Genomic DNA, 22,380 nt, shown 5'->3' with positions numbered 1-22,380 from the left:
CATCGCAACAGGAGTGATTCGATGAGCCCCACCAATACCGAGAACCTGAAGGAACACCTGGGTGAAGCCGGTTCCCACCTGAAGCAGGCCGCGTCGGCCGCCGGCGGTGCGATCAAGGGTGCAACCGGCGCAGCCGGCGACGAACTGCGCATCGGCAAGGCAAACGTCAAGGCTGAACTGTCCGACAGCGCGCTGTCCGGCCTGGCCGCCGCCGAGTTTGGTGGTGCAGCCGCCAAGGAACAGGTCGACGCACTGATGGACAAGGGCAAGGACCTGATCGACAGCGCCGCTGAGCTGATCCGTGAACGTCCGCTGGCCTCGTTCGGTGTCGCCTTCGCTGCCGGCTGGATCATCGCCAAGCTGGCCCGCGGCAGCAGCGACAAGTAAGCCGCGGCGTGAGCGAAGACAACGCGCAAGCGCCTGATCCGGCGGCTACCCCGCCGCTGGATGAGAGCATCCGCCAAGTCGGCGCGGCCGGTCGTGCCGCTGCCGATTCTGCCAAGCACACGCTGCGCTCGCTGCGCCGGTTGGCCTCGGCCGACTTCGCGCTGGCGCGTAGTGCATTCGGTCGCGCGCTGGCCTGGGCCGGCGTGGCGATCGTGTTCGGTGCCTCGGCCTGGCTGCTGATGGCCGCCACCCTCATCGCCCTGCTGCAGAGCTGGGGCCTGAGCTGGCTGCAGGCGCTGCTGATCACCTCGCTGCTGAGCCTGGCCGTCACCGGTTATGCGATCTGGCGGGTGTCCTACTTCTTCCACCACACCGGCATGCACGCTACCCGGCGCCAGCTGTCACGCCTGGGCCTGTTCGACGAACCCAGCGAAGACGATCCCGATGCCGAGGTGCAGCTGCCCGAGGGCAAGCCATGAAGTTCGGCGCGCTGCAACGGCGGGTGAAACGCTGCGAACAGGTGGTGACCGTGCGCCTGGGCGAAACCCAGGACCACTGGTCCACGCTCAGCGACGTCTGGCGAAAGGGCTGGTCGCCGCTGCGCATCGTGGTGGTCGGCTTGGCCGGTGGCTTCATCGCCGGCAAGCTGGAAGTGCCGGGCAAGGTCAACGGTGCCCGCTGGCTGCAGATGGTGGGTTCGGTCTCGAACCTGTTCGCCAGTGCACAGGCGGCGTTCGCCACGGCGATGGCGGCGCAGGCCGCAGCCACTGCCGACGACGCGGCTGAGGAAGCCGACGAAGCCAGCGAACAGGCACAGGCGGCGGCCTCCGCTGCCGAGCCACGGCCGGCACCGGCTCCACGCTCCGTGCCGGAGCCAGAGCCGGACCCGCGCGGACCGCATCCGGCCGAAGCGGCCACCGAGCTGTCCGAACGTTGATCCATGGAATCCGCCGCGCCGATCGCGGCCGGCGGATAATGCGCTCCCCTTCCCGGTTGGTGCGTCGATGAGCGAGTCCCTCCTGTCCCCGTCACCGGCCGGCCCCGAACAGCCCGACGCCCCGTTGCCGCCACCGTCGCGTCCACGCGGACCGATGTCGCTGGTGGTGCTGGCGACCCTGGCGGTGGGCTACACGCTGTGGGCGGCACAGGACATCATCCTGCCGGTGCTGCTGGCGATGTTCTTCGCACTGGTCGGCAATCCGATCCTGCGCCTGCTGCAGAAGCTGTGGATTCCGCGTGCGCTGGGCGCTCTGCTGATCCTCGGCGCGGGCCTGGGCGTGACCGGTTCGCTGGCGGTGCAGTTGATCGGCCCGGCAATGGAATGGGCACAGGAAGCACCGCAGCAGCTGCGCAAGATCGCCCGCCAGGTGCAGGACCTGACCAAGCCGGTGCAGCAGGCCAACCAGGCCGCGGAGAACTTCGCCCGCGTGGCCGGTGGCGACAGCAACCGCAAGGTGCAGGTGATCCGCGCCCAGCTCGATGACCCGTACCGCATGTTGACCCGTGCGCCGCGGCTGGCCGCCTCGGTGCTGGCGGTGGTGCTGCTGACCCTGTTCTTCATGATCTACGGGCAGAGCCTGCAACGCGCGGCGATCGCCCTGTTCCCGAACCGTCAGCAGCAGCGCTTCACCAGTGACATCCTGCGTTCGATCGAGCGCGAGGTGTCGCGCTATGTGCTGACCATCAGCGTGATCAACACCCTGGTCGGGCTGGTGTTCGCCGGCGTACTGATGCTGCTCGGCATCGGCCTGCAGGAAGCGTTGCTGTGGGGCACGGTGGCCGCACTGCTGAATTTCGCTCCGTATGTGGGTCCGTTGATCGGCGTGGCGCTGATGCTGCTGATGGGCTTCGTGGAATTCCGCGACCCGCTGCAGGCCCTGCTGCCAGCCGCCGCCTACCTGGGCCTGCACACCCTGGAAGGGCAGATGGTGACCCCGATCGTGCTGGGCCGTCGCATGAAACTGTCGCCACTGGTGCTGATCCTGGCGCTGATGGTGTTCGGCTGGGCCTGGGGCATGATCGGCCTGCTGCTGGCGGTGCCGCTGCTGGTCTGCATCAAGCTGGTGCTGGCGCGGCTGGACGGGATGCAGGGCTGGGCGCGTCTGCTGGAATGAAAGCCCGCGCGGGCAGGGGTAGAATGGCGGGGTGAATTTCCCCGTCCAAGCCATCACCCTCGACCTTGACGACACGCTGTGGCCGTTCGCTCCGATCGGCGCCCGCATCGACCTGGTCCTGCACGAGTGGATGCGTGAACACAGCCCCGCCACGGCCGAGATGTATCCGGTGGCGGCGATGCGCGAACTGCGCGAGCGCCTGTACCACGCCCATCCGCACCTCCATCACGACCTGAGCGCACTGCGCCGGCTGACCCTGCACGAAGCGCTGCACACCAGTGGTGCCAGCCTGGATCTGCTGGAGCCGGCGTATGACGTGTTCTTCGCCGCGCGCAACCAGGTCGAGTGCTACCCCGATGCGATCGACGCACTGGCACGGATTGCCGCGCGGGTGCCGGTGGCGGCGCTGAGCAACGGCAATGCCGATCTGGAGCGGATCGGCCTGGCCCATCATTTCGCCTTCCAGCTGGGCGCGCGCGAACACGGCGCGGCCAAGCCGGAGGCGAGCATCTTCCACGCCGCCTGCACCCGCCTGGGTGTTGCGCCGGCACAGGTACTGCACGTCGGCGACCACGCCGAAATGGACGTGGCCGGGGCGATCGCCGCCGGCCTGCGCGGCTGCTGGATCAACCGCGAAGCAGCCACCTGGACCCATCCGCAGCTGCAGCCGGACCTGCAGTTCGACACCCTCACCGGCCTGGCCGACTGGTTGGATGCCAACCTCGACGCTGCCGCACCCCGGAGTACCTGACGCATGAGCGAGATCACTGGTTTCACTGCCGACACCGCCGCAGCACTGCCGCTGTACGTGCTGGACCGCGAGCAGTTCGCGTCCTGGAAGGACGGCCAGCCGGCCGCCACCCAGGCATGGCTGGCGTCGCAGGGCTTCACCGCCGGTGCCTTCACCACGGCGTTGCTGCCGGGCGCCGATGGCCTGGCCGGTGCGGTGATCGGCGTGGGTGATCGCGCCGATGCCTACAGCTACTCGCATGCTCCGCATGCCCTGCCGGAAGGCAGCGTGTGGCAGCTGGCCAGCGAACTGCCGGCCGCCGAACAGGCGCTGCTGCAGCTGGGCTGGGGCCTGGGCAGCTACCGCTTCGATCGCTACCGCAAGCGCCACCGTGCACCGGCACGCCTGGTGGCTGAGCCGACCGGCGAAGTGGCCGACCTGATCGCCGCCAGCCTGCGCGTGCGCGACTGGGTCAACACCCCGACCGAAGACATGGGTCCGCAGCAGCTGGAAGACGCCGCGCGCGCGCTGGCCGATGCGCACGGTGCGCAGGTCGAGGCGATCACCGGCGATGAACTGCTGAAGCAGAACTTCCCGGCCATCCATGCCGTCGGCCGCGCCTCGCACCGCGCACCGCGCCTGGTCGTGCTGCGCTGGGGCAAGGACACCGATCCGGCACTGGTGCTGGTCGGCAAGGGCGTGTGCTTCGATACCGGCGGCCTGGACATCAAACCGGCCGACGGCATGCGCAACATGAAGAAGGACATGGGCGGTGCCGCGCATGCACTGGCCCTGGCAGGCCTGGTGATGGCGCGCGGCCTGCCGGTGCGCCTGACCCTGCTGGTGCCGGCGGTGGAAAACGCGATCGGCCCCGATGCCTTCCGCCCGGGCGAAGTGATCGCCACCCGCAAGGGCCTGAGCGTGGAGATCGACAACACCGACGCCGAAGGCCGCGTGATCCTGTGCGATGCGCTGACCTTCGCCAGCGAGCAGAAACCGGACCTGGTGCTGGACTTCGCCACCCTCACCGGCGCCGCGCGCATCGCGCTGGGCCCGGACCTGCCGGCGCTCTTCAGCAACGACGACAGCGTGGCCCAGCAGTGGCTGCAGGCCGGCGACGCGACCCGCGACCCGGTCTGGCGCATGCCGCTGTGGCGCCCCTACCTGCGTTACCTGAGCAGCGGCATCGCCGACCTGGCCAACGCCGGTTCGCGCATGGCCGGCTCGGTCACCGCCGCGCTGTACCTGGAACGCTTCCTGGAAGACGGCCAGCGCTGGGCGCATCTGGACGTGTATGCCTGGAACGACGGCGAACGCCCGGGCCGGCCGGCTGGCGGTGAAGCACTGGCGCTGCGTTCGGCGTGGGAGATGCTGAAGCAGCGCTACAGCTGATCGGGTGGGTGCCGACCTTGGTCGGCACGCCGTCCCCGGCAAACTTGACGAAAAATTGAATACCGGGCCTGGAAGGGTTCTGCGAGGATGTGTGGGTCGACCACCCACACGCTCCGTGAAGGCAGGACTCCGACCATGTCGCTCTTCCGCTACACCCGCGCCGGCCAGACACCGGGCGCGCCGCGCAAGCATTCCCCCCTGCTCTGGATCGCACTGATCGCACTCATTCTGGGTGCGGTGGCGCTGGCCTTCGCCTGGTTGGCCGGCTGGATTGGCGGCCGCCTGACCGCGCAGCGCTTCACCGACACCATCGAGGCCACCGGCCCGGCCCATCCGGGCTTCCGCCGTGCGCACAGCAAGGGCGTGTGTGTAAGCGGTTGGTTCGAACCCAGTGCGCAGGCCCCCACCCTGTCCAGCGCCCGCGTGTTCTCGCAGCGCCGCGTGCCGGTGATGGGTCGCCTGTCGATCGGCGGCGGCGACCCCTACGGCGCCGACAACACCGCACGCGTACGCAGCCTCGCGGTACAGATGGTCAGCGATGATGGCCAGGAATGGCGCATGGCGATGAACAGCTTCCCGTTCTTCGCCGTGCCCAACGCCGAGGCGTTCTACGCGCAGACGCGCGCCTCCATCCCGGACCCGGCCACCGGCAAGCCAGACCCGCAGAAAATGGCCGCGGTGCTGGCGAAATACCCCAGTGCACAAGCGTTCCAGCAGTGGGCCAAGTCTGCGCCGTGGACCAGCAGCTGGGCTGACACCACCTTCAACAGCGTCAACAGCTTCTGGTTCACCAACGCGCAGGGCCAGAAACGCGCGGTGCGCTGGCGCTGGCAGCCGCAGGCGCCGGTGGTCGAGATGGATGCGGAAACGCGCAAGAACGCCAGCGTCGATTTCCTCAGCCAGGAACTGCAGCAGCGCCTGGCCAGCGGCCCGGTGCGCTGGAACCTGGTCGTGACCACCGCCGAGCCCGGCGATGCCATCGATGATCCGTCGGTACCGTGGCCCGAATCGCGTGATCAGGTGGTGGCCGGCGTGCTCAGCCTGGACCGCCTGCAGTCGCAGGAAGAAGGCGCCTGCGGCCAGATCAACTTCGATCCGCTGATCCTGCCCAGTGGCGTGCGTGGCAGTGACGATCCGATCCTGGCGGCCCGCTCGGCGGTGTATTCGCAATCCTTCAACCGCCGCGAACGCGAACGCGCCACCGGCAACGTCGAGCAACCGAAGGAGGCCGCACGATGAGCACCGGCAACGGCCACTTCAACCTGCTCGCGCGCGTGCTGCACTGGTCCATGGCGCTGATGATCATCGCCATGCTGTTCATCGGCGTGACCATGGTCGCCTCGCTGCACCTGCGGCCGATGCTGATCGATCTGCATCGCCCGTTGGGCATCGCGATCGGCGTACTGGTGCTGCTACGCCTGTACAACCGGCTGCGCCATCGTCCGCCACCGCTGCCGGCGGATCTGCCGGTATGGCAGGTGATGGCGGCCAAGGCCTCGCACTGGATGCTGTATGCACTGATGCTGGCGATGCCGCTGATCGGCTGGGCGATGCTGTCGGCCGGCGGTTACCCGATCGTGCTGTGGGGCGGCCTGCACCTGCCGCCGATCGTGCCGCACACCCCGGCGCTGTATGCCGCGTTGCGCAACGCGCACAGCCTGCTGGCCTATGTGTTGTTCGCCACGGTGCTGATGCACGTGGGTGCGGCGCTGTTCCACCTGTGGGTGCGGCGCGATGGCGTGTTCCAGGCGATGGCGCGCGGGAAGGATTGAAAGGGTTCGCCGGGTGTTCCCGGCGGATCGTTTCCGCGACCGCGGGGGGGGTCACTTTTCTTTTCGCGCGAAAAGAAAAGTAACCAAAAGAAACGCGCCGCCAGAGCGCGAGCCGGTGCTGCGCACCGGTGCCCTGTGCTTCTCGGTGAATCAGGGGACGGCGCCGAACTCGCTGCGCTCAAACACCGGCGCCTCTTCGCCCCTGATTCCCCTGCGATGCTCGGCTCGCTCAAGGCGGACCCAAGGTCAAATGCCACAGCTGCACCCAGTAGATCCACGCCATGCGTGGATGCCGTTGCCGTTGCCGTTGACCTTGACCTTGACCTTCCAGTCCGCCTTCAAGCGAGCCGAGCACCGCAGGTCCGGCGAGGGCGAAGAGGTGCGGGTGTCTGAGCGCAGCGAGTTCCCGCACCGTCCCTCGACGGACCGAGGAGCGCAGGGCACCGGCGTGCGAAGCGCGCCGGCTCGCGGCCGGCGGAGCGTTTCTTTGGTTACTTTCTTGATGGCGCACATCCATGTGCGCCACCCTGCGGGCCGGCTACGCCGTTCCACGCTGCTCCTGCAGCGTGGTGCACGAGCAAAGAAAGTGACACCCCTCCGCGGTCGCGGAAATGATCCGCTACAACCACCCCTTCTGCCGCGCCAGCCGGTACGCCTCGATGCGATTGGCCACACCCAGCTTGCCGATGCACTCGGACAGGTAATTGCGCACCGTACCGTGCGACAACCCCAGCTGCTCGGCGATCTCGCTGGCGGTGCGGCCCTCGCCCGCCAGCCGCAGCACGCGGCGTTCGCGGTCGGTCAGCGGGTCGGCCTGCGACCACGCATCCAGTGCCAGCTGCGGGTCGATCGCGCGGATGCCCTGCTTCACCTTGCGCAGGGCGTCGGCCAGGTTCTCGGCCGGTGCGTCCTTCAGCAGGTAGCCCAGCACGCCAGCTTCCAGCGCGCGGCGCAGGAAACCGGTGCGGGCGAAGGTGGTCACGATCACCACCTTGATCGGCAGTTCGTGGCGGGCGATGCGTTGCGCCAGCTCCAGCCCGCTCAGGCCCGGCATCTCGATGTCGGTGACCAGGATGTCCGGCTGCAGCTGCTGCAGCATCCGCCAGGCGGCCTCGCCATCGGCAGCACTGCCCAGCACTTCGATGTCCGGCTCCAGGCCCAGCAGCGCCGACAGTGCGCCGCGCACCATGGCCTGGTCTTCGGCCAGCAGGATGCGGATCATGCGGCACCGTCCTGCGCCAACGACGTGGGCGACAGCGGCGTGGTCGCGGCCATCAACGGCACGCGTACCGTCAGCACGGTGCCCGCCCCGCGCGGCGACTGCAGCGTCAACTGGCCACCCAGTGCTGCGGCCCGCTCACGCATGCCACTCAACCCATTGCCCTCGGCCTGCACGCCGCCACGGCCGTCATCGCGTATCTGCATCGCCAACTGTCGTTCCTCAAGCATGAAATCCACCTGCACCCGGGTCGCCTGCGCATGGCGCACGATGTTGGTCGCCGCCTCGCGCAGCACCAACGCCAGCCCGCGCTCCACCTCCACCGGCATCGCAGGTGGCGCCGTGTACTGCAGATGTACCTGCTGGCATTCCAGCAGCAGACGCGCCGACGCCAGTTCCCCCGCCAGATCACTGGCGCGGATGCCGGTCACTGCACTGCGCACCTGTGCCAGCGCTTCGCGTGCAATGTCCTCGGCCTCGCCGATCTCCTGCCGTGCACGCGCGTCATCGCGATCGTAAAGCTTGCGTGCCAGCTCCAGCTTCAGCGTGATCAGCGACAGCGTGTGCCCCAGCAGGTCGTGCAGGTCGCGGCCGATACGCTCGCGCTCGGCGGTGGTGGCCAGTCGCCGCACCTCGTCCTGCGACAGCTGCAGGGCAACGTCGCGCTGCTGGCTCAGGGCCTCCACGTTCACCACCAGCCCGACGATGAACGACACCGCCGGCATCCACACCATGGCCTGCCACGGATAGCCGAAGTACAGCGCGGTGCCGCAGAACAGCAGGTTCAGCGCGGTCAGCTGCAGCAGGTACGCCCACCAGCTGCTGCGCCCGCTCATGCGGATCATCACGCAGCCGAACACGAAGTAGCTCAGTCCCGAGGGGTACCAAGGCAGCAGTACCAGGGCCATCACGATCATGCCCAGCGCATAGCGCCACCCATGGTGCCGTGGCGACAGCATCACCCTGGCATAGAGCAGCAGGAACAGCGGGTAGCTGGCCAGGGTCAGCAGCAGCCAGCGCAGCGTGAAGCCATTGCCCAGCACCGGGGTGAGGAAGATCCATACCGACCACAGCAGGTGGATCGCTCCGCTCCAGGGCGACTTGCCACGTCGCAGCAGTTCGGCCACGGCCGAATCCGGCGCAGGGCGCAGCAGGGACGCAAGCCAGCTCGACGACACGGGAGAATCCAGGCGGGGACGATCGCTGCCGATCATGCCAGTTCAGCCGATCCGGCGCAGGCGACGGCGCGCCAGCAGCAGCGCCACCACCGTGACCGCCAGCAGCACCAGCAGGTGGCCGGCCACGCTGCCCACCGACGGCAGCCCGACCACCGGCAGCGCCAGCTGCGCCAGATGCCAGGTCGGCCACAGTGGGGCCATCGTCGAGAACAGCGTGGGCAGCACAGACAGCGGCAGCCACAGGCCCGACAACAGGGCCAGCGGCAGGTAGACCAGATTGACCATCGCCGGTGCCGCGCTGGCACTGACATGGCTGCCGATCAGCAGGCCAATCGCCCCCAGCGGCAGCGCCGCCAGGCCCGCCACCGCCAGCAGCTGCACCATCTGAAACGCCTGCAGCTGCACGCCACCGAGCACGCGCGCGACGCCGATCAGCAGCAACGCCACCAGCAGCGCGAACATCACCGCCATCGCCAGCCGTGCCAGCAGCGGTGCCGCCGCCGGCATCGGCAGCGCGCGCTTGAGAGTCAGCAGGCCGCCTTCACGATCCAGCGCCAACTGCACGCCGAAGCCGAACAGGGCCGGGGCCATCGCGCCGAACACGCAGTAGGTGGCCAACAGGTACAACGGCGCATGACCGCGCCCCAGCAGCACGCCGAACAGCAGGTAGAACAGCACCGGGAACAGCAGCGAGGGCACCGCGAACGCCGGCGTGCGCCAGGCGCGGCGCAGTTCGGCCATCAGCTCGGCGCGGTACGGACGTAGTGCCTGTCGCCATGCAGGCAGCGACAATCCGGTGGTACGGACAAGGGTGTTCATGCGGCCTCCCGGGTCATGTCGAGGAAGGCGTCGGCCAGCGCCGCACCCTGTACTTCCAGTTCGCGCAGCTGCGCATCGGCGGCCAGCAGGCGCGCCACCACAGGCTCGGCCGGGCTCGCCAGCAGCTGCAGGTGCTCGCCGTCGCGCTGCACCTCCTGCACGCCCGGCCACTGCTGCACGTCCGCAATGGGCAACCCGCTGCGGCAGCGGATGCGGCGCGGCCGATCGGCCAGGCGCAGCTCGCTCAGCGGCGCGTCGGCCAGTACCCGGCCCTGCTCCAGCACCACCACCTGCTGCGCCAGCGCTTCGGCTTCCTCCAGGTAATGGGTGGTCAGCAGCACACCACAGCCTTCGGCCACCAGCTGCCGGATCGCTTGCCACATCGCCTGCCGCGCCTGGATGTCCAGGCCGGTGGTGGGCTCGTCCAGGAACAGCACGCGCGGGCGGCCACACAGCGCGATGGCGAATTGCACGGCGCGCTGCTGGCCACCTGACAGCTGGCCGTAGCGGCGGCGCGCGAGCGCCTGCAGGCCCGCGCGCTGCAGCACCTCCTGCAACGGCATCGGGTCGGGATAGCAGGCGCTGGCCTGCGCCACCAGTTCGTCCACCTGCAGCATCGTCGGCAGGCTGGTGCTCTGCAGCATCACGCCCAGGCCGAGACGGCTGGTCCGCTGCTGCGGGTCGCCGCCGAGCAGTTCGACCTGCCCGCCATCGGCGCGGCGCAGGCCCAACAACACGCTGATCGCGGTACTCTTGCCGGCACCGTTGCGGCCCAGCAGCGCCAGCACCTGGCCAGCGCGTACCTGCAGATCGATGCCATGCAGGGCGGTATGGTCGCGGTAACGCACCTGCACCTGCTGCAGGCGGGCCAGCGACGGGGCGATCGGATCCATGGGCGGTACCGGTAGCGGGGACGTTGCCATCCTGTGCCGCCGTGGTCACGTTTCGCAGTTGCCGCCGTCAGTGTCATCGGGTGACAGCTGTCACTGCCGTCATCGCTGTGCCTGCCTTCATGCTGTGCCGCACGCTCCACCGCCGGAACCGCCGCCGTCCGCCCTTCCGGTCACACCCGCCCGAACGTCTGTGATGGAACGAATGAACGCTTCTGCCGAGCTGTTGAAGGAACTCCGTATCGACCGCAAGTCCCCGCCGCCCGCCTCCGGAGGGAGTGGTAGTGGTGGTGGCCGCCGCTGGCTGTGGATCGCGATCATCGTGGTCGTGCTGCTGGTCGCCGCCGCCGTCACCTTCCTGTTCGGCCGTGCGCCGGCGGTGGAGGTGGAAACCGCACCTGCCGTGGCCATCCAGCAGGGCAGCGCCAGCAGTTCGGTGCTCGATGCCAGCGGCTACGTGGTCGCCCGGCGCATGGCCACGGTCTCGGCCAAGATCACCGGCAAGGTGCGCGAGGTGATGATCGAGGAAGGCATGCGCGTGGAGCAGGGCCAGATCATGGCCACGCTGGACCCGATCGATGCCGACGCGCAGCGCAGCCTGTATGCCTCGCAGCTGCAGGCCGCACGCAGCCAGGTGGCCGGTCTGGAGGCACAACAGAAGCAGGCCGCCGCCGAAGCCAGCCGCCTGCAGGCGCTGGTCGGCCAGCAGCTGGTGTCGCGCTCGCAGTACGATCAGGCCGTGGCCCAGCGCGACAGCCTGCGTGCACAGCTGGACACCGCGCAACGCAACGTCAAGGTCGCCAACGACCAGCTGGCCATCGCCGACCTGGGCGTGGACAACAACATCGTGCGCGCGCCGTTCTCCGGCGTGGTCACCGCCAAGGCTGCGCAGCCCGGCGAAATCGTTTCGCCGCTGTCGGCCGGCGGCGGCTTCACCCGCACCGGCATCGGCACCATCGTCGACATGGACTCGCTGGAGATCGAAGTCGAGGTCGGCGAAGCCTTCATCGGCCGCGTGCAGCCGAAGATGCCGGTGGAAGCCACGCTCAATGCCTACCCGGAATGGAAGATTCCCGGCGAGGTGATCGCCATCATCCCCACCGCCGACCGCGGCAAGGCCACGGTGAAGGTGCGCGTGGCGCTGAAGGTGAAGGACCCGCGCATCGTTCCGGAGATGGGCGTGCGGGTCAGCTTCCTGGAACAGGCGCAGCCGCAGGCGGCCGCCAAGCCGCAGGGCGTGCGCGTGCCGGCGGGCGCCGTGGTGCAGCGCGAGAGCGCCTCGGTGGCCTTCGTGCTGGGTGATGAGAACCGCGTACAGCAGCGCACGGTCGAGGCCGGCCAGGCGATGGGCAAGGACCGCCAGATCCTCAAGGGCGTGAGCGCGGGTGAATCGGTGGTGGTGAACCCGCCCGACACCCTGCGCGATGGCGCCAAGGTGCAACAGAAACAAGCGCAGTAACGGCCTGGCGCCTGCGGGCGCCGCCGGCAACACCGCTCGACGCATGCCTGCGGCCACCGCCGTGGTGCTTCCCCGTTTCCCGCCTTCCGTGGAGAACCACCCATGTCGACCCTGGTTTCATTGCGCAACATCACCAAGACCTACCAGCGCGGCCCCGAGAAGGTGCAGGTGCTGCACGGCATCGACCTGGACATCGCCAGCGGCGACTTCGTTGCGCTGATGGGCCCGTCCGGCTCGGGCAAGACCACCCTGCTCAACCTGATCGGTGGTCTGGACAACCCCAGCGGCGGCGAGATCAGCATCGAAGGCGAGCGCATCGACCAGATGAGTGGCGGCCAGCTGTCGACCTGGCGCAGCCACCACGTCGGCTTCGTGTTCCAGTTCTACAACCTGATGCCGATGCTGACCGCGCAGAAGAACGTGGAACTGCCACTGCTGCTGACCCATCTCAATGCGGCGCAGCGCAAGCGCAACGCCGAGATCGCGCTGACCCTGGTCGGCCTGGCCGACCGCCGCAGCCACCGCCCGAATGAACTGTCCGGCGGCCAGCAGCAGCGCGTGGCGATCGCCCGCGCGATCGTCTCCGACCCGACTTTCCTGATCTGCGACGAACCGACCGGCGACCTCGACCGCCAGTCTGCCGAGGAAATCCTCGGCCTGCTGCAGCAGCTCAACTGCGAGCACGGCAAGACCATCATCATGGTCACCCATGACCCGAAGGCCGCCGAGTACGCCACGCACACGGTGCACCTGGACAAGGGCGAGCTGGCCGACGCGCCGCTGGCCCACTGACGGAGGCCACGGCGATGAAATATTTCTCGTTGGTGTGGGCGCAGCTGTTCCGCAGCCGCACCCGTACATTGCTGACCCTGCTTTCGGTGGTGGCCGCGTTCCTGCTGTTCGGCATGCTCGATTCGGTACGCGTGGCGTTCAATTCCGGCGGCAGCGTGGAGGGCGCCAATCGGCTGGTGGTGGCCTCACGACTGTCGATCACCCAATCGCTGCCGATCCGCCTGGAAGCGCAGGTGCGGCAGGTGGCCGGCGTGCGCGACGTGGCCTACGGCATGTGGTTCGGCGGCATCTACCAGGACCCGAAGAACTTCTTCCCGAACTTCTCGGTGTCACCCAACTACTTCGATGTCTACCGTGAACTGCAGATCGATCCGGCGCAGCTGGAAGACTGGAAGCAGACCCGCACCGGCGCCATCGTCGGCGAAACGCTGGCCAAGCAGTTCGGCTGGAAGATCGGCGACACCATCCCGCTGCAGGCAACCATCTTCCCGCGTGGCGGCAGCAATGACTGGCCGTTGGAACTGAAGGGCATCTTCCGCTCGAAGGACCGCACACAGGCGGGCAACGAAGAACGCCAGTTGATGATGAACTGGAAGTACTTCGACGAATCCAACGACTACATCAAGAACCAGGTGAGCTACTACACGATCACCCTGGACAACCCGGACCATGCCTCGCGGGTGGCGCAGGCGATCGACGCGATCTCGGCCAACTCCGACCACGAGACCAAGACCCAGTCCGAATCGGCGTTCCAGCAGGCGTTCGTCAAGCAGTTTGCCGACATCGGCATGATCGTCACGTCGATCATGGGCGCGGTGTTCTTCACCCTGCTGCTGTTGACCGGCAACACCATGGCGCAGGCCGTGCGCGAGCGCGTGCCGGAGCTGGCCACGTTGAAGACGCTGGGCTTCAAGGACAGCACCGTGCTGACCCTGGTGATGGTGGAGTCGGTGCTGCTGATCGGCCTCGGCGGCCTGCTCGGCATGGTGCTGGCCTCGCTGGTGCTGCCGGTGGTGGCCGCGAACTTCGGCGGCGTGCTGCCCGCGCATGTGCCGTGGAATACTTGGCTGCTGGGCGTCGCCCTGGTGCTGCTGATCGGCACCATCGTCGGCCTGCTGCCCGCGCTGCGTGCCAAGCGCCTGAAGATCGTCGACGCACTGGCCGGCCGCTGAGGAGAACGCAGACATGTTCAAGAGCAGACTCAAGAAGTGGCTGGGCAACGGCGTGACGGTGCTGCTGCTGGTGATCGGCCTGGTGCTGTGGATCGGCCTGCCATGGATCGGCGTGCTGGCCGTGGCCGTGCTGGTGGCACTGTGGCTGCTGCTGACCCGTGGCGGACGGCTGGCACTGGCCGCCACCCGCATCGGCGTGGCCAGTCTGCCGCAGCGCTGGGGCGCGTCCTCGGTGATCGTGGTCGGCATCGCCGGTGTGGTCGGCGTGCTGGTGGCGATGCTGGCGATGGGCGAAGGCTTCCAGGCCACGCTCAACAACACCGGCGATGACACCACCGCCATCGTGCTGCGCGGCGGCTCGCAGGCCGAAATCAACTCGGTCATCACCCGCGAACAGGTGCCGACGCTGTCCACCCTGCCCGGCATCAGCCGCGATGCCGAAGGCCGGCCGCTGCTGTCACCGGAGCTGTCGCAGGTGGTCAACCTGGTATCGAAGTCTGATGGCACCGACGTCAACGCGCAGTTCCGCGGCGTCGGCCCGCAAGCGTGGGCGTTGCATGACAAGGTCAAGATCGTCGAAGGCCGCACGTTCGCCACCGGCCTGCGCGAGATCGTGGTCGGCCAGGGCGCCAAGGGCCAGTTCCGCGATCTGGATGTGGGCAAGACGCTGACGCTGGGCAACCAGACCTGGACCGTGGTGGGTGTGTTCGCCACCGGCGACGCGCATGATTCGGAACTGTGGACCGACGCCGATACGCTGGCCACCACCTACCAGCGCAGTGCGTGGCAGTCGATCAGCGTGCGCACCGATGGCAAGGCCGGCTTCGAGCAGTTCAAGGCCGCCGTCGCCGCCGACCCGCGCCTGAAACTGGACGTGGAAACCACCCGCGTCTACTACAGCAAGCAGGGCGGCGGGCTGACCAAGCTGATCGACATCCTCGGCAAGGTGATCGGCACCATCATGGCGGTCGGTGCGGTGTTCGGCGCGCTCAACACCATGTACGCGGCGGTCGCCACGCGTGCGCGCGAGATCGCCACCATGCGCGCGATCGGCTTCCGCGGCCTGCCGGTGGTGACGGCGGTGATGCTGGAGACGATGCTGCTGGCACTGCTCGGCGGCCTGCTGGGGTGTGCGGTGGCATGGCTGCTGTTCAATGGCTACAGCGTGTCCACCATCGGCAGCAACTTCAGCGCAGTGGTGTTCAAGTTCCATGTGTCGCCGGAACTGCTGTGGACCGGCCTGAAATGGGCGCTGGGCATCGGCCTGGTCGGCGGCCTGTTCCCGGCAATGCGCGCGGCACGTTTGCCGATCACCACGGCGCTGCGCGAAACCTGAGCATCACGCAGCGATACAACGCGCATTGCGCAGGGGACGGAGCGAAGGCTCCGTCCCTTTTTTCTTGCGCGTCATCCGCGCATGGCGTGGATCTACCGAGGGCGATGCATCCAGGCCGGGTGATGAACCAGTACGTCCAGTAGATCCACGCCATGCGTGGATGGATGCCTGCACACACGCACTGCTACAGATTGCGGGAAATCCGCCGCTATCGATGCCTCTGCCCATCGCCAACGCAACGCACGTGACGTTGCGCACATCACATCTGTGGATTGTTGGTTGCGATTCATTTTCGCGCACATCCGTGGCGCAGAGACAAACAGTTACGAATGGAAACAATCTAGAATCGCGCCCCCCCCACGTTGGTTTGCAGCACCCCACGCGCCCACAGAACGGGCGCATGTTTTTTCTGAAGCACGAGATTTCACGGATGTCCCTGAAAACCAATCCGCTGCGCAACGCGATCGTCATCGCGCTGGCCGCCAGCTGCACCACCCCCGCCTTCGCACAGAGCACCGGCGACGCCACCACCACTCTCGACCGCATCGAAATCACCGGCTCGCGCATCCGCCAGGCCAGTGTCGAGACCGCACAGCCGGTGATCGCGCTCAACCGCGCCGAGATCGAGAAGAAGGGCTACGTCAACGTCGCCGACATCCTGCAGGACATTCCCGCTGCTGGTTCGCCGAGCATGAGCCGCGCGTCTTCGCTGACCTCCTCGCGCGACTTCGGCGGCATGTACGTCAGCCTGCGCAACCTCGGCCCGGAACGCAGCCTGGTGCTGATCGACGGCCGCCGCATGGGCGTCAGCGCCGGCGGCTACTCCGACCTGGCCTCGATTCCGTCGGCCATCGTCGAGCGCGTGGAAGTGCTGACCGATGGCGCGTCCGCGCTGTACGGCTCGGACGCCATCGCCGGCGTGGTCAACATCATTACCCGCAAGAACTTCGACGGTGGCCAAGCCAGCGTCTATGTCGGCCAGTACGGCCAGGGTGACGGCCAGAAGCGTTCCTACAGCGCCACCTTCGGCAAGACCTTCGACCGCGGCTGGTTCAGCGTGGGTGCCGAGCGCACCAAGGAAGACGAAGTGCTGGGCAAGGATCGCGAGTTCAGCCGCTATCCCAACGGCCCGCGCCACCCGACCGACAACCTGAACGGCAACACCCCGTGGGGCTACGTCACCGTCGGTGGCAAGAACCTGACCGTGGGCCCGGGCGGCGATCCGAGCCAGAAGGGCAACTTCCACGCGCCGGATCCGGCCGATGGTGCCAACAGCAAGACCAACATGAGCCTGCTGACCGGCCTGGAGCGCACCTCGGTGTTCGCCAACGGCGGCTTCTCGATCACCGACGACCTGCGCATCGTCGCCGACGCGCTGTACAGCAAGCGCGAATCGACCAAGCAGCTGGCCGGCTACCCGTACTCGGTCAGCGCCGCCCAGGCGCGCAACGGCAGCCGTGCCGCCCTGTCCAAGGACAGCACGTTCAACCTGTGGGGCCAGGATGTGCTGTTCGCGCACCGCTCCGAGGAGCTGCCGCGCGGCACCGAGAACAATCTGGAGACCAAGCGCGCCAGCATCGGCCTGGAAGGCAGCTTCGAAACCGGTTCGCGGTACTGGGACTGGAACGTCAGCTACATGTACAACCGCAATGAAGGCGAGCGCATCGGTACCGGCAGCATGTACCAGCCGCACGTCAACCAGGCCGTCGGCCCGTCCTTCATGGATGGCAACGTGGCCCGCTGCGGCTCACCGGGTGCGGTGATCGCCGGCTGCGTGCCGTGGAACCCGGCTGCGCCGATGGGTTATACCGGCCCTGGCTCGCTGAGCAACCAGGACGTACAGGACTACCTGTTCGCCCGCTTCGTCGACAAGATGAAGAGCACCACCAAGGTGGCCAGCGCCAACATCTCCGGTTCGCTGTTCACCCTGCCGGCCGGCGACATCATGGGCGCGATGGGCTTCGAGCACCGCAGCGAAGAAGCCAGCTACACCCCGGACATGCGGGTGCAGAAGGGTGAGATTGCCGGCACCACCGGCCAGCCGACCCGTGGCGACTACTCGCTCAACGAGGTCTACCTGGAGCTGCAGGTGCCACTGCTGGCCGATCTGCCATTCGCGCGCGAACTGTCGCTGGACGTGGCCGGTCGCTACTCGGATTACAACAACTTCGGCTCGACCACCAACAGCAAGTTCGGCCTGAAGTGGAAGCCGATCGACAGCCTGCTGGTCCGCGCAACCTATGGCACCGGCTTCCGTGCGCCCACCGTGGATGACCTGTACGGCGGTACCGTCAGCACCCGCGATTCGTTCACCGATCCGTGCGATACCTCGTTCGGTACCGCGGCCACCAGCCCGACCGTTGCTGCCCGTTGCCAGGCGCTGAAGGTGCCGGCCAACTTCCGCCAGCTCAACAGCGATGGCACCGTTGCCACCAAGCCGGGCCAGCAGTCGACCGTCGACTTCAACTCGGGTTCCAACGCGGCGCTGAAGCCGGAAACCGCCAAGACCTGGACCGTGGGCCTGGTGTACAGCCCGGACTTCGTGGCCGGCCTGGATGTCAGCCTCGACTGGTGGAAGATCCGCATCAACAACGCCATCGTCTCCGAGACCACCAACAGCATTCTCGAGCAGTGCTATGTGCAGGGTTCGGACGCCGCCTGTGGTCGCTTCACCCGTGGCAGCAACGGCCAGGTCAACAGCCTGGACCGCTCGCTGGTCAATGCCGGTTTCCGCGAAACCGCCGGCTATGACATCAACGTGCGTTACCGCCTGCCGGAAACCACGTTCGGCCAGTTCGCCGTCAACTGGAACACCACCTACACCGACTACCTGAAGCAGCGCAACGACAACGCCGCGACCACGCCGGTGGAGCAGCGCACCAGCTGGGGCGGCGACTTCCGCGTCCGCTCGACCTTCAACCTGGATTGGCAGTACGGCGACCTCGGCATCGGCTGGACCGCGCGCTACTACTCCAGCATGAAGGAGAAGTGCTCGTACATGGACGAGTGCAACCTGCCGGGCTTCAGTTCGTCGTACACCAGTGCATCGCCGACCAACAAGGTGGGCTCCAACACCTTCCACGACCTGCAGGTGCGTTACAGCCTGCCGTGGGACGGCACCGTGTCGCTGGGCGTGAACAACGTGTTCGACCACCAGGGTCCGATCATGTACAGCCAGCCGAACAGCAGCTTCACCTACTACGGTGGCTTCGACATCGGCCGCTTCATGTACATGAAGTACCAGCAGCGCTTCTAAGCCTGCAACCGCGTTCCCGTCACAGCCAACTCTCTCCTGGCTGTGGATGGAAGCAGAGCGGCGCCCCTCGGGGCGCCGCTCTTTTTTGTGCACACGTGTCAGCGGCGCTAGCGCTTGGCGCGCATCGTGCGGATGTTGTCGCCGACGAACAGCACCAGGCCGGCCCAGATCGCGGCAAAGCCGATCGCCTTTGCGGTGTCAAACGCTTCGTGGAAGAAGAACACACCCAGCAGCAGCTGCAGGCTCGGCGCGATGTACTGCAGGATGCCGACCAGCGACAGCGGAATGCGCTTCACGCCGTAGGCGAAGCCGATCAGCGGCACGGCGGTGACTGCGCCGCCGAAGATCAGCAGCAGGTCGTTGCGCCAGCCCCAGCCATGGAAGAACGCGCCGCCATGGCCGTTCTCGGCCCAGATCGCGAAGGCCAGCGCCGGCAGGAACAGGTACATGCTTTCCACGCCCAGGCCGGCCACCGGGTCGACCGAAACCAGCTTGCGCAGCAGGCCATACAGGCCGAACGAACAGGCCAGGCCCAGCGCGATCCACGGCGGTGTGCCGGCGTCGATGGTCAGCCAGGCCACGCCTACCGCCGCCATCGCCACCGCCACCCACTGCAGGCGGCGCAGGCGTTCCTTCAGCACCAGCACGCCCAGCAGCACGTTCACCAGCGGGTTGATGAAGTAGCCCAGGCTGGTCTCGATGACATGGCCGGCGTTGACCGCCCAGATGTACAGGCCCCAGTTGAAGGCGATGGTCAGGCTCGACACCAGCAGGATCGGCAGCGCGCGCGGCTGTGCGGCGATCTTCTGCCACCAGCCCAGGCGCGAGCTGAGCAGCAGCCAGCCCAGCACCAGCACGGTGCTCCAGATGATGCGGTGGGCGATGATCTGGAACGAGGGCACCTCGTTGAGCAGGTGCCAGTACACCGGCACCAGGCCCCAGATCACGAAGGTGGACGCAGTGACCAGCAGGCCCCGGCGTTGTTCTTTCTCATCCATGCTCATTTCTTTCTCGTCCTTGCCATCGTCAGCACCACCACACCCAGAAGAATCACCACCATCGCCAGCAGGTCGCGCCAGCCGAACCGTTCACCGTTGAGCAGTGCGCCCAGCAGCACCGCGATCACCGGATTGACGTACGCGTAGCTGCCCGCCAGCGCGGGGCGCACGTTCTGCAGCAGCCACACGTAGGCGGTGAACGCGACGATGGAGCCGAACACGCACAGGTAGGCCATCGCCAGCAGGCCACCGGTATCGGGCAGCGTGGTCGGGCGCTCGCCCACCGCCAGGCCGATCAGCACCAGCAGCACGCCGCCGCAGAGCATCTGCCCGGCGGCGGTCATGAACGGGCCCGGCAGGTCCAACCCGCGTGCCCACACCGAACCGAAGGCCCAGCCGATCGGCGCGATCAGCAGCAGCACCAGCCCGGTCGGCGAGGCGGTCAGGCTGCTGCCGGCGTTGAGCCAGACCACGCCCAGGAAACCGATGGCGATGCCCAGCCATTCGCCCTTGCTGGCGTGCTGGCCGCGCAGCGCCGAGAACAGCGCCATCCACAGCGGCACCGAGGCCACTGCGGTGGCGGCCAGGCCCGAGGACACCTCACGCTCGGCCAGCACCACCATGCCGTTGCCCAGCACCAGCATGGTCACGCCCATGATGACCAGGTTGCGCCACTGCCGCAGGGTCGGGTTCGGCATCTTCCAGAACAGGCGCAAGGCCAGGAACATCAGGCCACCGGCAATGATGAACCGGCTGCCGGAGACCATCGTCAGCGGCAGTGCGCCGCCGTGCAGGGCCTTGGCGATGCCCAGGTAGGTCGAGCCCCAGACCACGTAGACCAGCAGCAGTGCCAGCGCGACAAGGCCACCCCGGGGGGCAGCCGCAGACGAAGAGGGGGGAGCCGACATGACACACCAGGGAGCCGGGGGAAGGCGGATTCTAGGACGTTTTGAGTATGGTCCGGGACCCCATACGGTGGCACGCTGTCATCCATCCATGCACCCTGCTCTGGTCTGCTACCCCGTGTTGACGGTCGATGCAGTACCAAGAGGGCTGCCCGGCCGCGCCGCCCCAAGGCCGGGCGCCGTTTTCCCAGCGCACGGACGCGCCGCATCGAGGATTCCCACCCAGATGAGCACCACGTCCCAACCTGCTGTCCCCGCGAACGACCGCGCCGCCCTGCGGCGGTCGATCTCCAACACCCTCAAAGGCTCCGCCGGCAACCTGGTGGAGTGGTACGACGTCTACGTGTACTCGGTGTTCGCCGTGTACTTCGAATCGCAGTTCTTCTCGCCCGACGACAAGAACTCCACGATGTACGTGTGGGCGATCTTCGCGGCGACCTTCCTGATGCGCCCGATCGGTGCCTGGTTCTTCGGCCGCTTCGCCGACCGCCATGGCCGCCGCCTTGCGCTGACCGTCTCGGTCACGCTGATGGCGCTGTGTTCGTTCCTGATCGCCATCACCCCCACCGCCGCCAGCATCGGCATCTGGGCCGCGGTGATCCTGCTGTTCGCACGCCTGCTGCAGGGCTTCGCCACCGGTGGCGAATATGGTGCCAGCGCCACCTACATGTCCGAGGCCGCCATCCCCGGCCGTCGCGGCTTCCTGTCGTCCTTCCACTACGTCACCCTGGTCGGTGGTCATGTGCTGGCCCAGCTGACGCTACTGCTGATGCTGACCTTCTGGGGCAAGCCGGAAATCTCCGAGTGGGGCTGGCGCATTGCCTTCGGCATCGGCGGCATCGCCGCAGTGGTGGTGTTCTGGCTGCGCCGTGGCATGGACGAGTCGCTGTCGGAGTCGTCCATCGAGGCCGCACGCGAGGGCAAGGCGCAGAAGTCCGGCTCGATGTACGAACTGTTCGTGCACCAGTGGCGGCCGCTGCTGCTGTGCTTCCTGATCACCGCCGGCGGCACCGTGGCCTTCTACACCTATTCGGTGAACGGCCCGAAGATGATCCAGAGCGCCTTCGCCGGCAACGACCCGATGACCGGCACCCTGATCAACCTGGGCGTGCTGGCGTTCCTGATGGTGCTGCAGCCGGTCGGTGGCTGGCTGTCGGACATCATCGGCCGCAAGACCCTGCTGGTGTTCTTCGGCGTCGGCGGCGTGCTGTACAGCTGGTACCTGATCACCCAGCTGCCGCACCAGCATGACGCCACCCTGGCCTTCCTGACCCTGGCCATGGCGTTCGTCATCCTCACCGGTTACACCTCCATCAACGCGGTGGTGAAGGCCGAGCTGTTCCCCACCCATGTGCGCGCACTGGGCGTGGGCCTGGGCTACGCGCTGGCCAACTCGCTGTTCGGCGGCACCGCCCCGCTGCTGTACCAGGGCGCGCTGAAGACCGGCCACGTCGACTGGTTCGCCATCTACGTGACCGCGACGATCGCGGTATCGTTGGTGATCTATGTGTTCTTCCTCACCAACAAGGGCCCGAACTGGCTCGACGGCACCCGCAAGTAAGCGCGTTGCCCTGATCGCGGCCACCGGTGCAATGCCGGTGGCCGCTGCGTCTCCCGCCACGCCATTGATGTGGATCGCGGCGACGCTGGCCGCAGCCACGGCATTGGCCTGGCTGCTGCGCCGCCCCAACGCACAGGCCGCGTGGCCGCGCATCGGATTCGGGATCGCCCTGTTGGTGTTCTGCGCCGCGCTGGCGCTGCAGCTGGCGGTGGACCTGGGCAGCGGCCACAGCTCGCTGCAGCTGCGCCTGCACCGCGGCATCAATTCCGGGTCGCCGGTTGGACTGCGCACGATGGTGGCGTGCTATCTGGCAGCGCTCGCCGCCAGTGGCTGGGGCGCGTGGAAGCTGCTGCGCCGGCGCTGACGAATACCCGGGCGTGCCGGCCGCTGGCCGGCAACG

General features: G+C 67.5%; 21 protein-coding genes. 15 read left to right on the top strand and 6 right to left on the bottom strand.

Annotation, left to right across the window (positions count from 1 at the left end):
• Window positions 1–21 precede the first annotated feature (21 nt).
• The 8 genes from ACMZ91_RS15925 to ACMZ91_RS15890 all read left to right on the top strand — a co-directional run bounded on the left by ACMZ91_RS15925 (window position 22) and on the right by ACMZ91_RS15890 (window position 6,395).
• On the top strand, window positions 22–387 hold the full coding sequence (locus ACMZ91_RS15925) for a hypothetical protein (RefSeq protein ID WP_032128158.1): 366 nt from the start codon (window positions 22–24) through the stop codon (window positions 385–387).
• An 8-nt stretch (window positions 388–395) separates the two neighbouring features.
• Window positions 396–866, top strand: coding sequence for a phage holin family protein (locus ACMZ91_RS15920; protein ID WP_049398102.1), 471 nt, complete (start codon window positions 396–398; stop codon window positions 864–866).
• The gene (locus ACMZ91_RS15915) at window positions 863–1,324 is read left to right on the top strand and encodes a protein sip-5 (protein ID WP_293794230.1); all 462 of its coding nucleotides are present in this window, start codon (window positions 863–865) and stop codon (window positions 1,322–1,324) included. Before ACMZ91_RS15920 ends, ACMZ91_RS15915 begins: the two co-directional genes overlap by 4 nt.
• Before the next feature lie 67 nt (window positions 1,325–1,391).
• Window positions 1,392–2,501, top strand: coding sequence for an AI-2E family transporter (locus ACMZ91_RS15910; protein WP_032128161.1), 1,110 nt, complete (start codon window positions 1,392–1,394; stop codon window positions 2,499–2,501).
• 31 nt (window positions 2,502–2,532) lie between these two features.
• Complete coding sequence (locus ACMZ91_RS15905; protein WP_049398104.1) at window positions 2,533–3,252, top strand: HAD family hydrolase; 720 nt, start codon at window positions 2,533–2,535, stop codon at window positions 3,250–3,252.
• 3 nt (window positions 3,253–3,255) lie between these two features.
• On the top strand, window positions 3,256–4,623 hold the full coding sequence (locus ACMZ91_RS15900; RefSeq protein ID WP_189720414.1) for a leucyl aminopeptidase family protein: 1,368 nt from the start codon (window positions 3,256–3,258) through the stop codon (window positions 4,621–4,623).
• A gap of 135 nt (window positions 4,624–4,758) precedes the next feature.
• A complete protein-coding gene (locus ACMZ91_RS15895) occupies window positions 4,759–5,862 on the top strand; it encodes a catalase family peroxidase (RefSeq protein WP_414578370.1) in 1,104 nt (367 codons plus the stop codon).
• On the top strand, window positions 5,859–6,395 hold the full coding sequence (locus ACMZ91_RS15890; protein ID WP_012509795.1) for a cytochrome b: 537 nt from the start codon (window positions 5,859–5,861) through the stop codon (window positions 6,393–6,395). The genes ACMZ91_RS15895 and ACMZ91_RS15890 overlap by 4 nt, the downstream gene beginning before the upstream one ends.
• Window positions 6,396–7,014: 619 nt before the next feature.
• Here ACMZ91_RS15890 and ACMZ91_RS15885 read toward each other — a convergent pair.
• Genes ACMZ91_RS15885 through ACMZ91_RS15870 form a run of 4 tightly spaced genes read right to left on the bottom strand, consistent with a single transcriptional unit; the run spans window position 7,015 to window position 10,504 of the window.
• Window positions 7,015–7,617 carry a response regulator transcription factor gene (locus tag ACMZ91_RS15885; protein WP_414577803.1) on the bottom strand — a complete coding sequence of 201 codons (603 nt, stop codon included), beginning with the start codon at window positions 7,615–7,617 and terminating at the stop codon, window positions 7,015–7,017.
• Window positions 7,614–8,828 (bottom strand): sensor histidine kinase, encoded by a 1,215-nt coding sequence (locus ACMZ91_RS15880; protein WP_149909342.1) that lies wholly within the window; start codon window positions 8,826–8,828, stop codon window positions 7,614–7,616. Before ACMZ91_RS15880 ends, ACMZ91_RS15885 begins: the two co-directional genes overlap by 4 nt.
• Window positions 8,829–8,834: 6 nt before the next feature.
• A complete protein-coding gene (locus ACMZ91_RS15875) occupies window positions 8,835–9,611 on the bottom strand; it encodes an ABC transporter permease (protein ID WP_149909341.1) in 777 nt (258 codons plus the stop codon).
• Window positions 9,608–10,504 (bottom strand): ABC transporter ATP-binding protein, encoded by an 897-nt coding sequence (locus tag ACMZ91_RS15870; RefSeq protein WP_149909340.1) that lies wholly within the window; start codon window positions 10,502–10,504, stop codon window positions 9,608–9,610. The genes ACMZ91_RS15875 and ACMZ91_RS15870 overlap by 4 nt, the downstream gene beginning before the upstream one ends.
• A gap of 202 nt (window positions 10,505–10,706) precedes the next feature.
• On the opposite strand from ACMZ91_RS15870, the gene ACMZ91_RS15865 reads away from it, so the two are divergent.
• From ACMZ91_RS15865 to ACMZ91_RS15845, 5 genes are all read left to right on the top strand, one after another.
• The gene (locus tag ACMZ91_RS15865; RefSeq protein WP_134951786.1) at window positions 10,707–11,960 is read left to right on the top strand and encodes an efflux RND transporter periplasmic adaptor subunit; all 1,254 of its coding nucleotides are present in this window, start codon (window positions 10,707–10,709) and stop codon (window positions 11,958–11,960) included.
• A 102-nt stretch (window positions 11,961–12,062) separates the two neighbouring features.
• Window positions 12,063–12,752: an ABC transporter ATP-binding protein gene (locus ACMZ91_RS15860; protein ID WP_134951785.1), complete on the top strand. Its 690-nt coding sequence runs from the start codon at window positions 12,063–12,065 to the stop codon at window positions 12,750–12,752.
• A 14-nt stretch (window positions 12,753–12,766) separates the two neighbouring features.
• Window positions 12,767–13,924 (top strand): ABC transporter permease, encoded by a 1,158-nt coding sequence (locus ACMZ91_RS15855; protein WP_414577806.1) that lies wholly within the window; start codon window positions 12,767–12,769, stop codon window positions 13,922–13,924.
• A gap of 13 nt (window positions 13,925–13,937) precedes the next feature.
• Entirely contained in the window at window positions 13,938–15,260 is a 1,323-nt protein-coding gene (locus tag ACMZ91_RS15850) for an ABC transporter permease (protein ID WP_414577808.1), read from the top strand.
• A 430-nt stretch (window positions 15,261–15,690) separates the two neighbouring features.
• A complete protein-coding gene (locus ACMZ91_RS15845; protein WP_414577810.1) occupies window positions 15,691–18,516 on the top strand; it encodes a TonB-dependent receptor plug domain-containing protein in 2,826 nt (941 codons plus the stop codon).
• A gap of 107 nt (window positions 18,517–18,623) precedes the next feature.
• On the opposite strand, the gene rarD is transcribed toward ACMZ91_RS15845, so the two are convergent.
• Together rarD and yedA are read right to left on the bottom strand one after the other, a co-directional pair.
• Complete coding sequence (rarD, locus tag ACMZ91_RS15840) at window positions 18,624–19,520, bottom strand: EamA family transporter RarD (protein WP_279912842.1); 897 nt, start codon at window positions 19,518–19,520, stop codon at window positions 18,624–18,626.
• Window positions 19,517–20,422, bottom strand: coding sequence for a drug/metabolite exporter YedA (gene yedA, locus ACMZ91_RS15835; protein WP_180838483.1), 906 nt, complete (start codon window positions 20,420–20,422; stop codon window positions 19,517–19,519). The genes rarD and yedA overlap by 4 nt, the downstream gene beginning before the upstream one ends.
• A gap of 223 nt (window positions 20,423–20,645) precedes the next feature.
• On the opposite strand from yedA, the gene ACMZ91_RS15830 reads away from it, so the two are divergent.
• Both ACMZ91_RS15830 and ACMZ91_RS15825 read left to right on the top strand, forming a co-directional pair.
• Window positions 20,646–21,980, top strand: coding sequence for an MFS transporter (locus ACMZ91_RS15830; RefSeq protein ID WP_414577812.1), 1,335 nt, complete (start codon window positions 20,646–20,648; stop codon window positions 21,978–21,980).
• 67 nt (window positions 21,981–22,047) lie between these two features.
• Window positions 22,048–22,344, top strand: a complete 297-nt coding sequence (locus tag ACMZ91_RS15825; RefSeq protein WP_285301520.1) for a hypothetical protein — start codon at window positions 22,048–22,050, stop codon at window positions 22,342–22,344.
• The last annotated feature ends 36 nt before the right edge of the window (window positions 22,345–22,380 follow it).

This window comes from Stenotrophomonas sp. FR024 (genome assembly GCF_047500745.2).
Lineage (GTDB): Bacteria > Pseudomonadota > Gammaproteobacteria > Xanthomonadales > Xanthomonadaceae > Stenotrophomonas > Stenotrophomonas maltophilia_A.
This window is presented reverse-complemented; position numbering and strand designations above follow the sequence as displayed.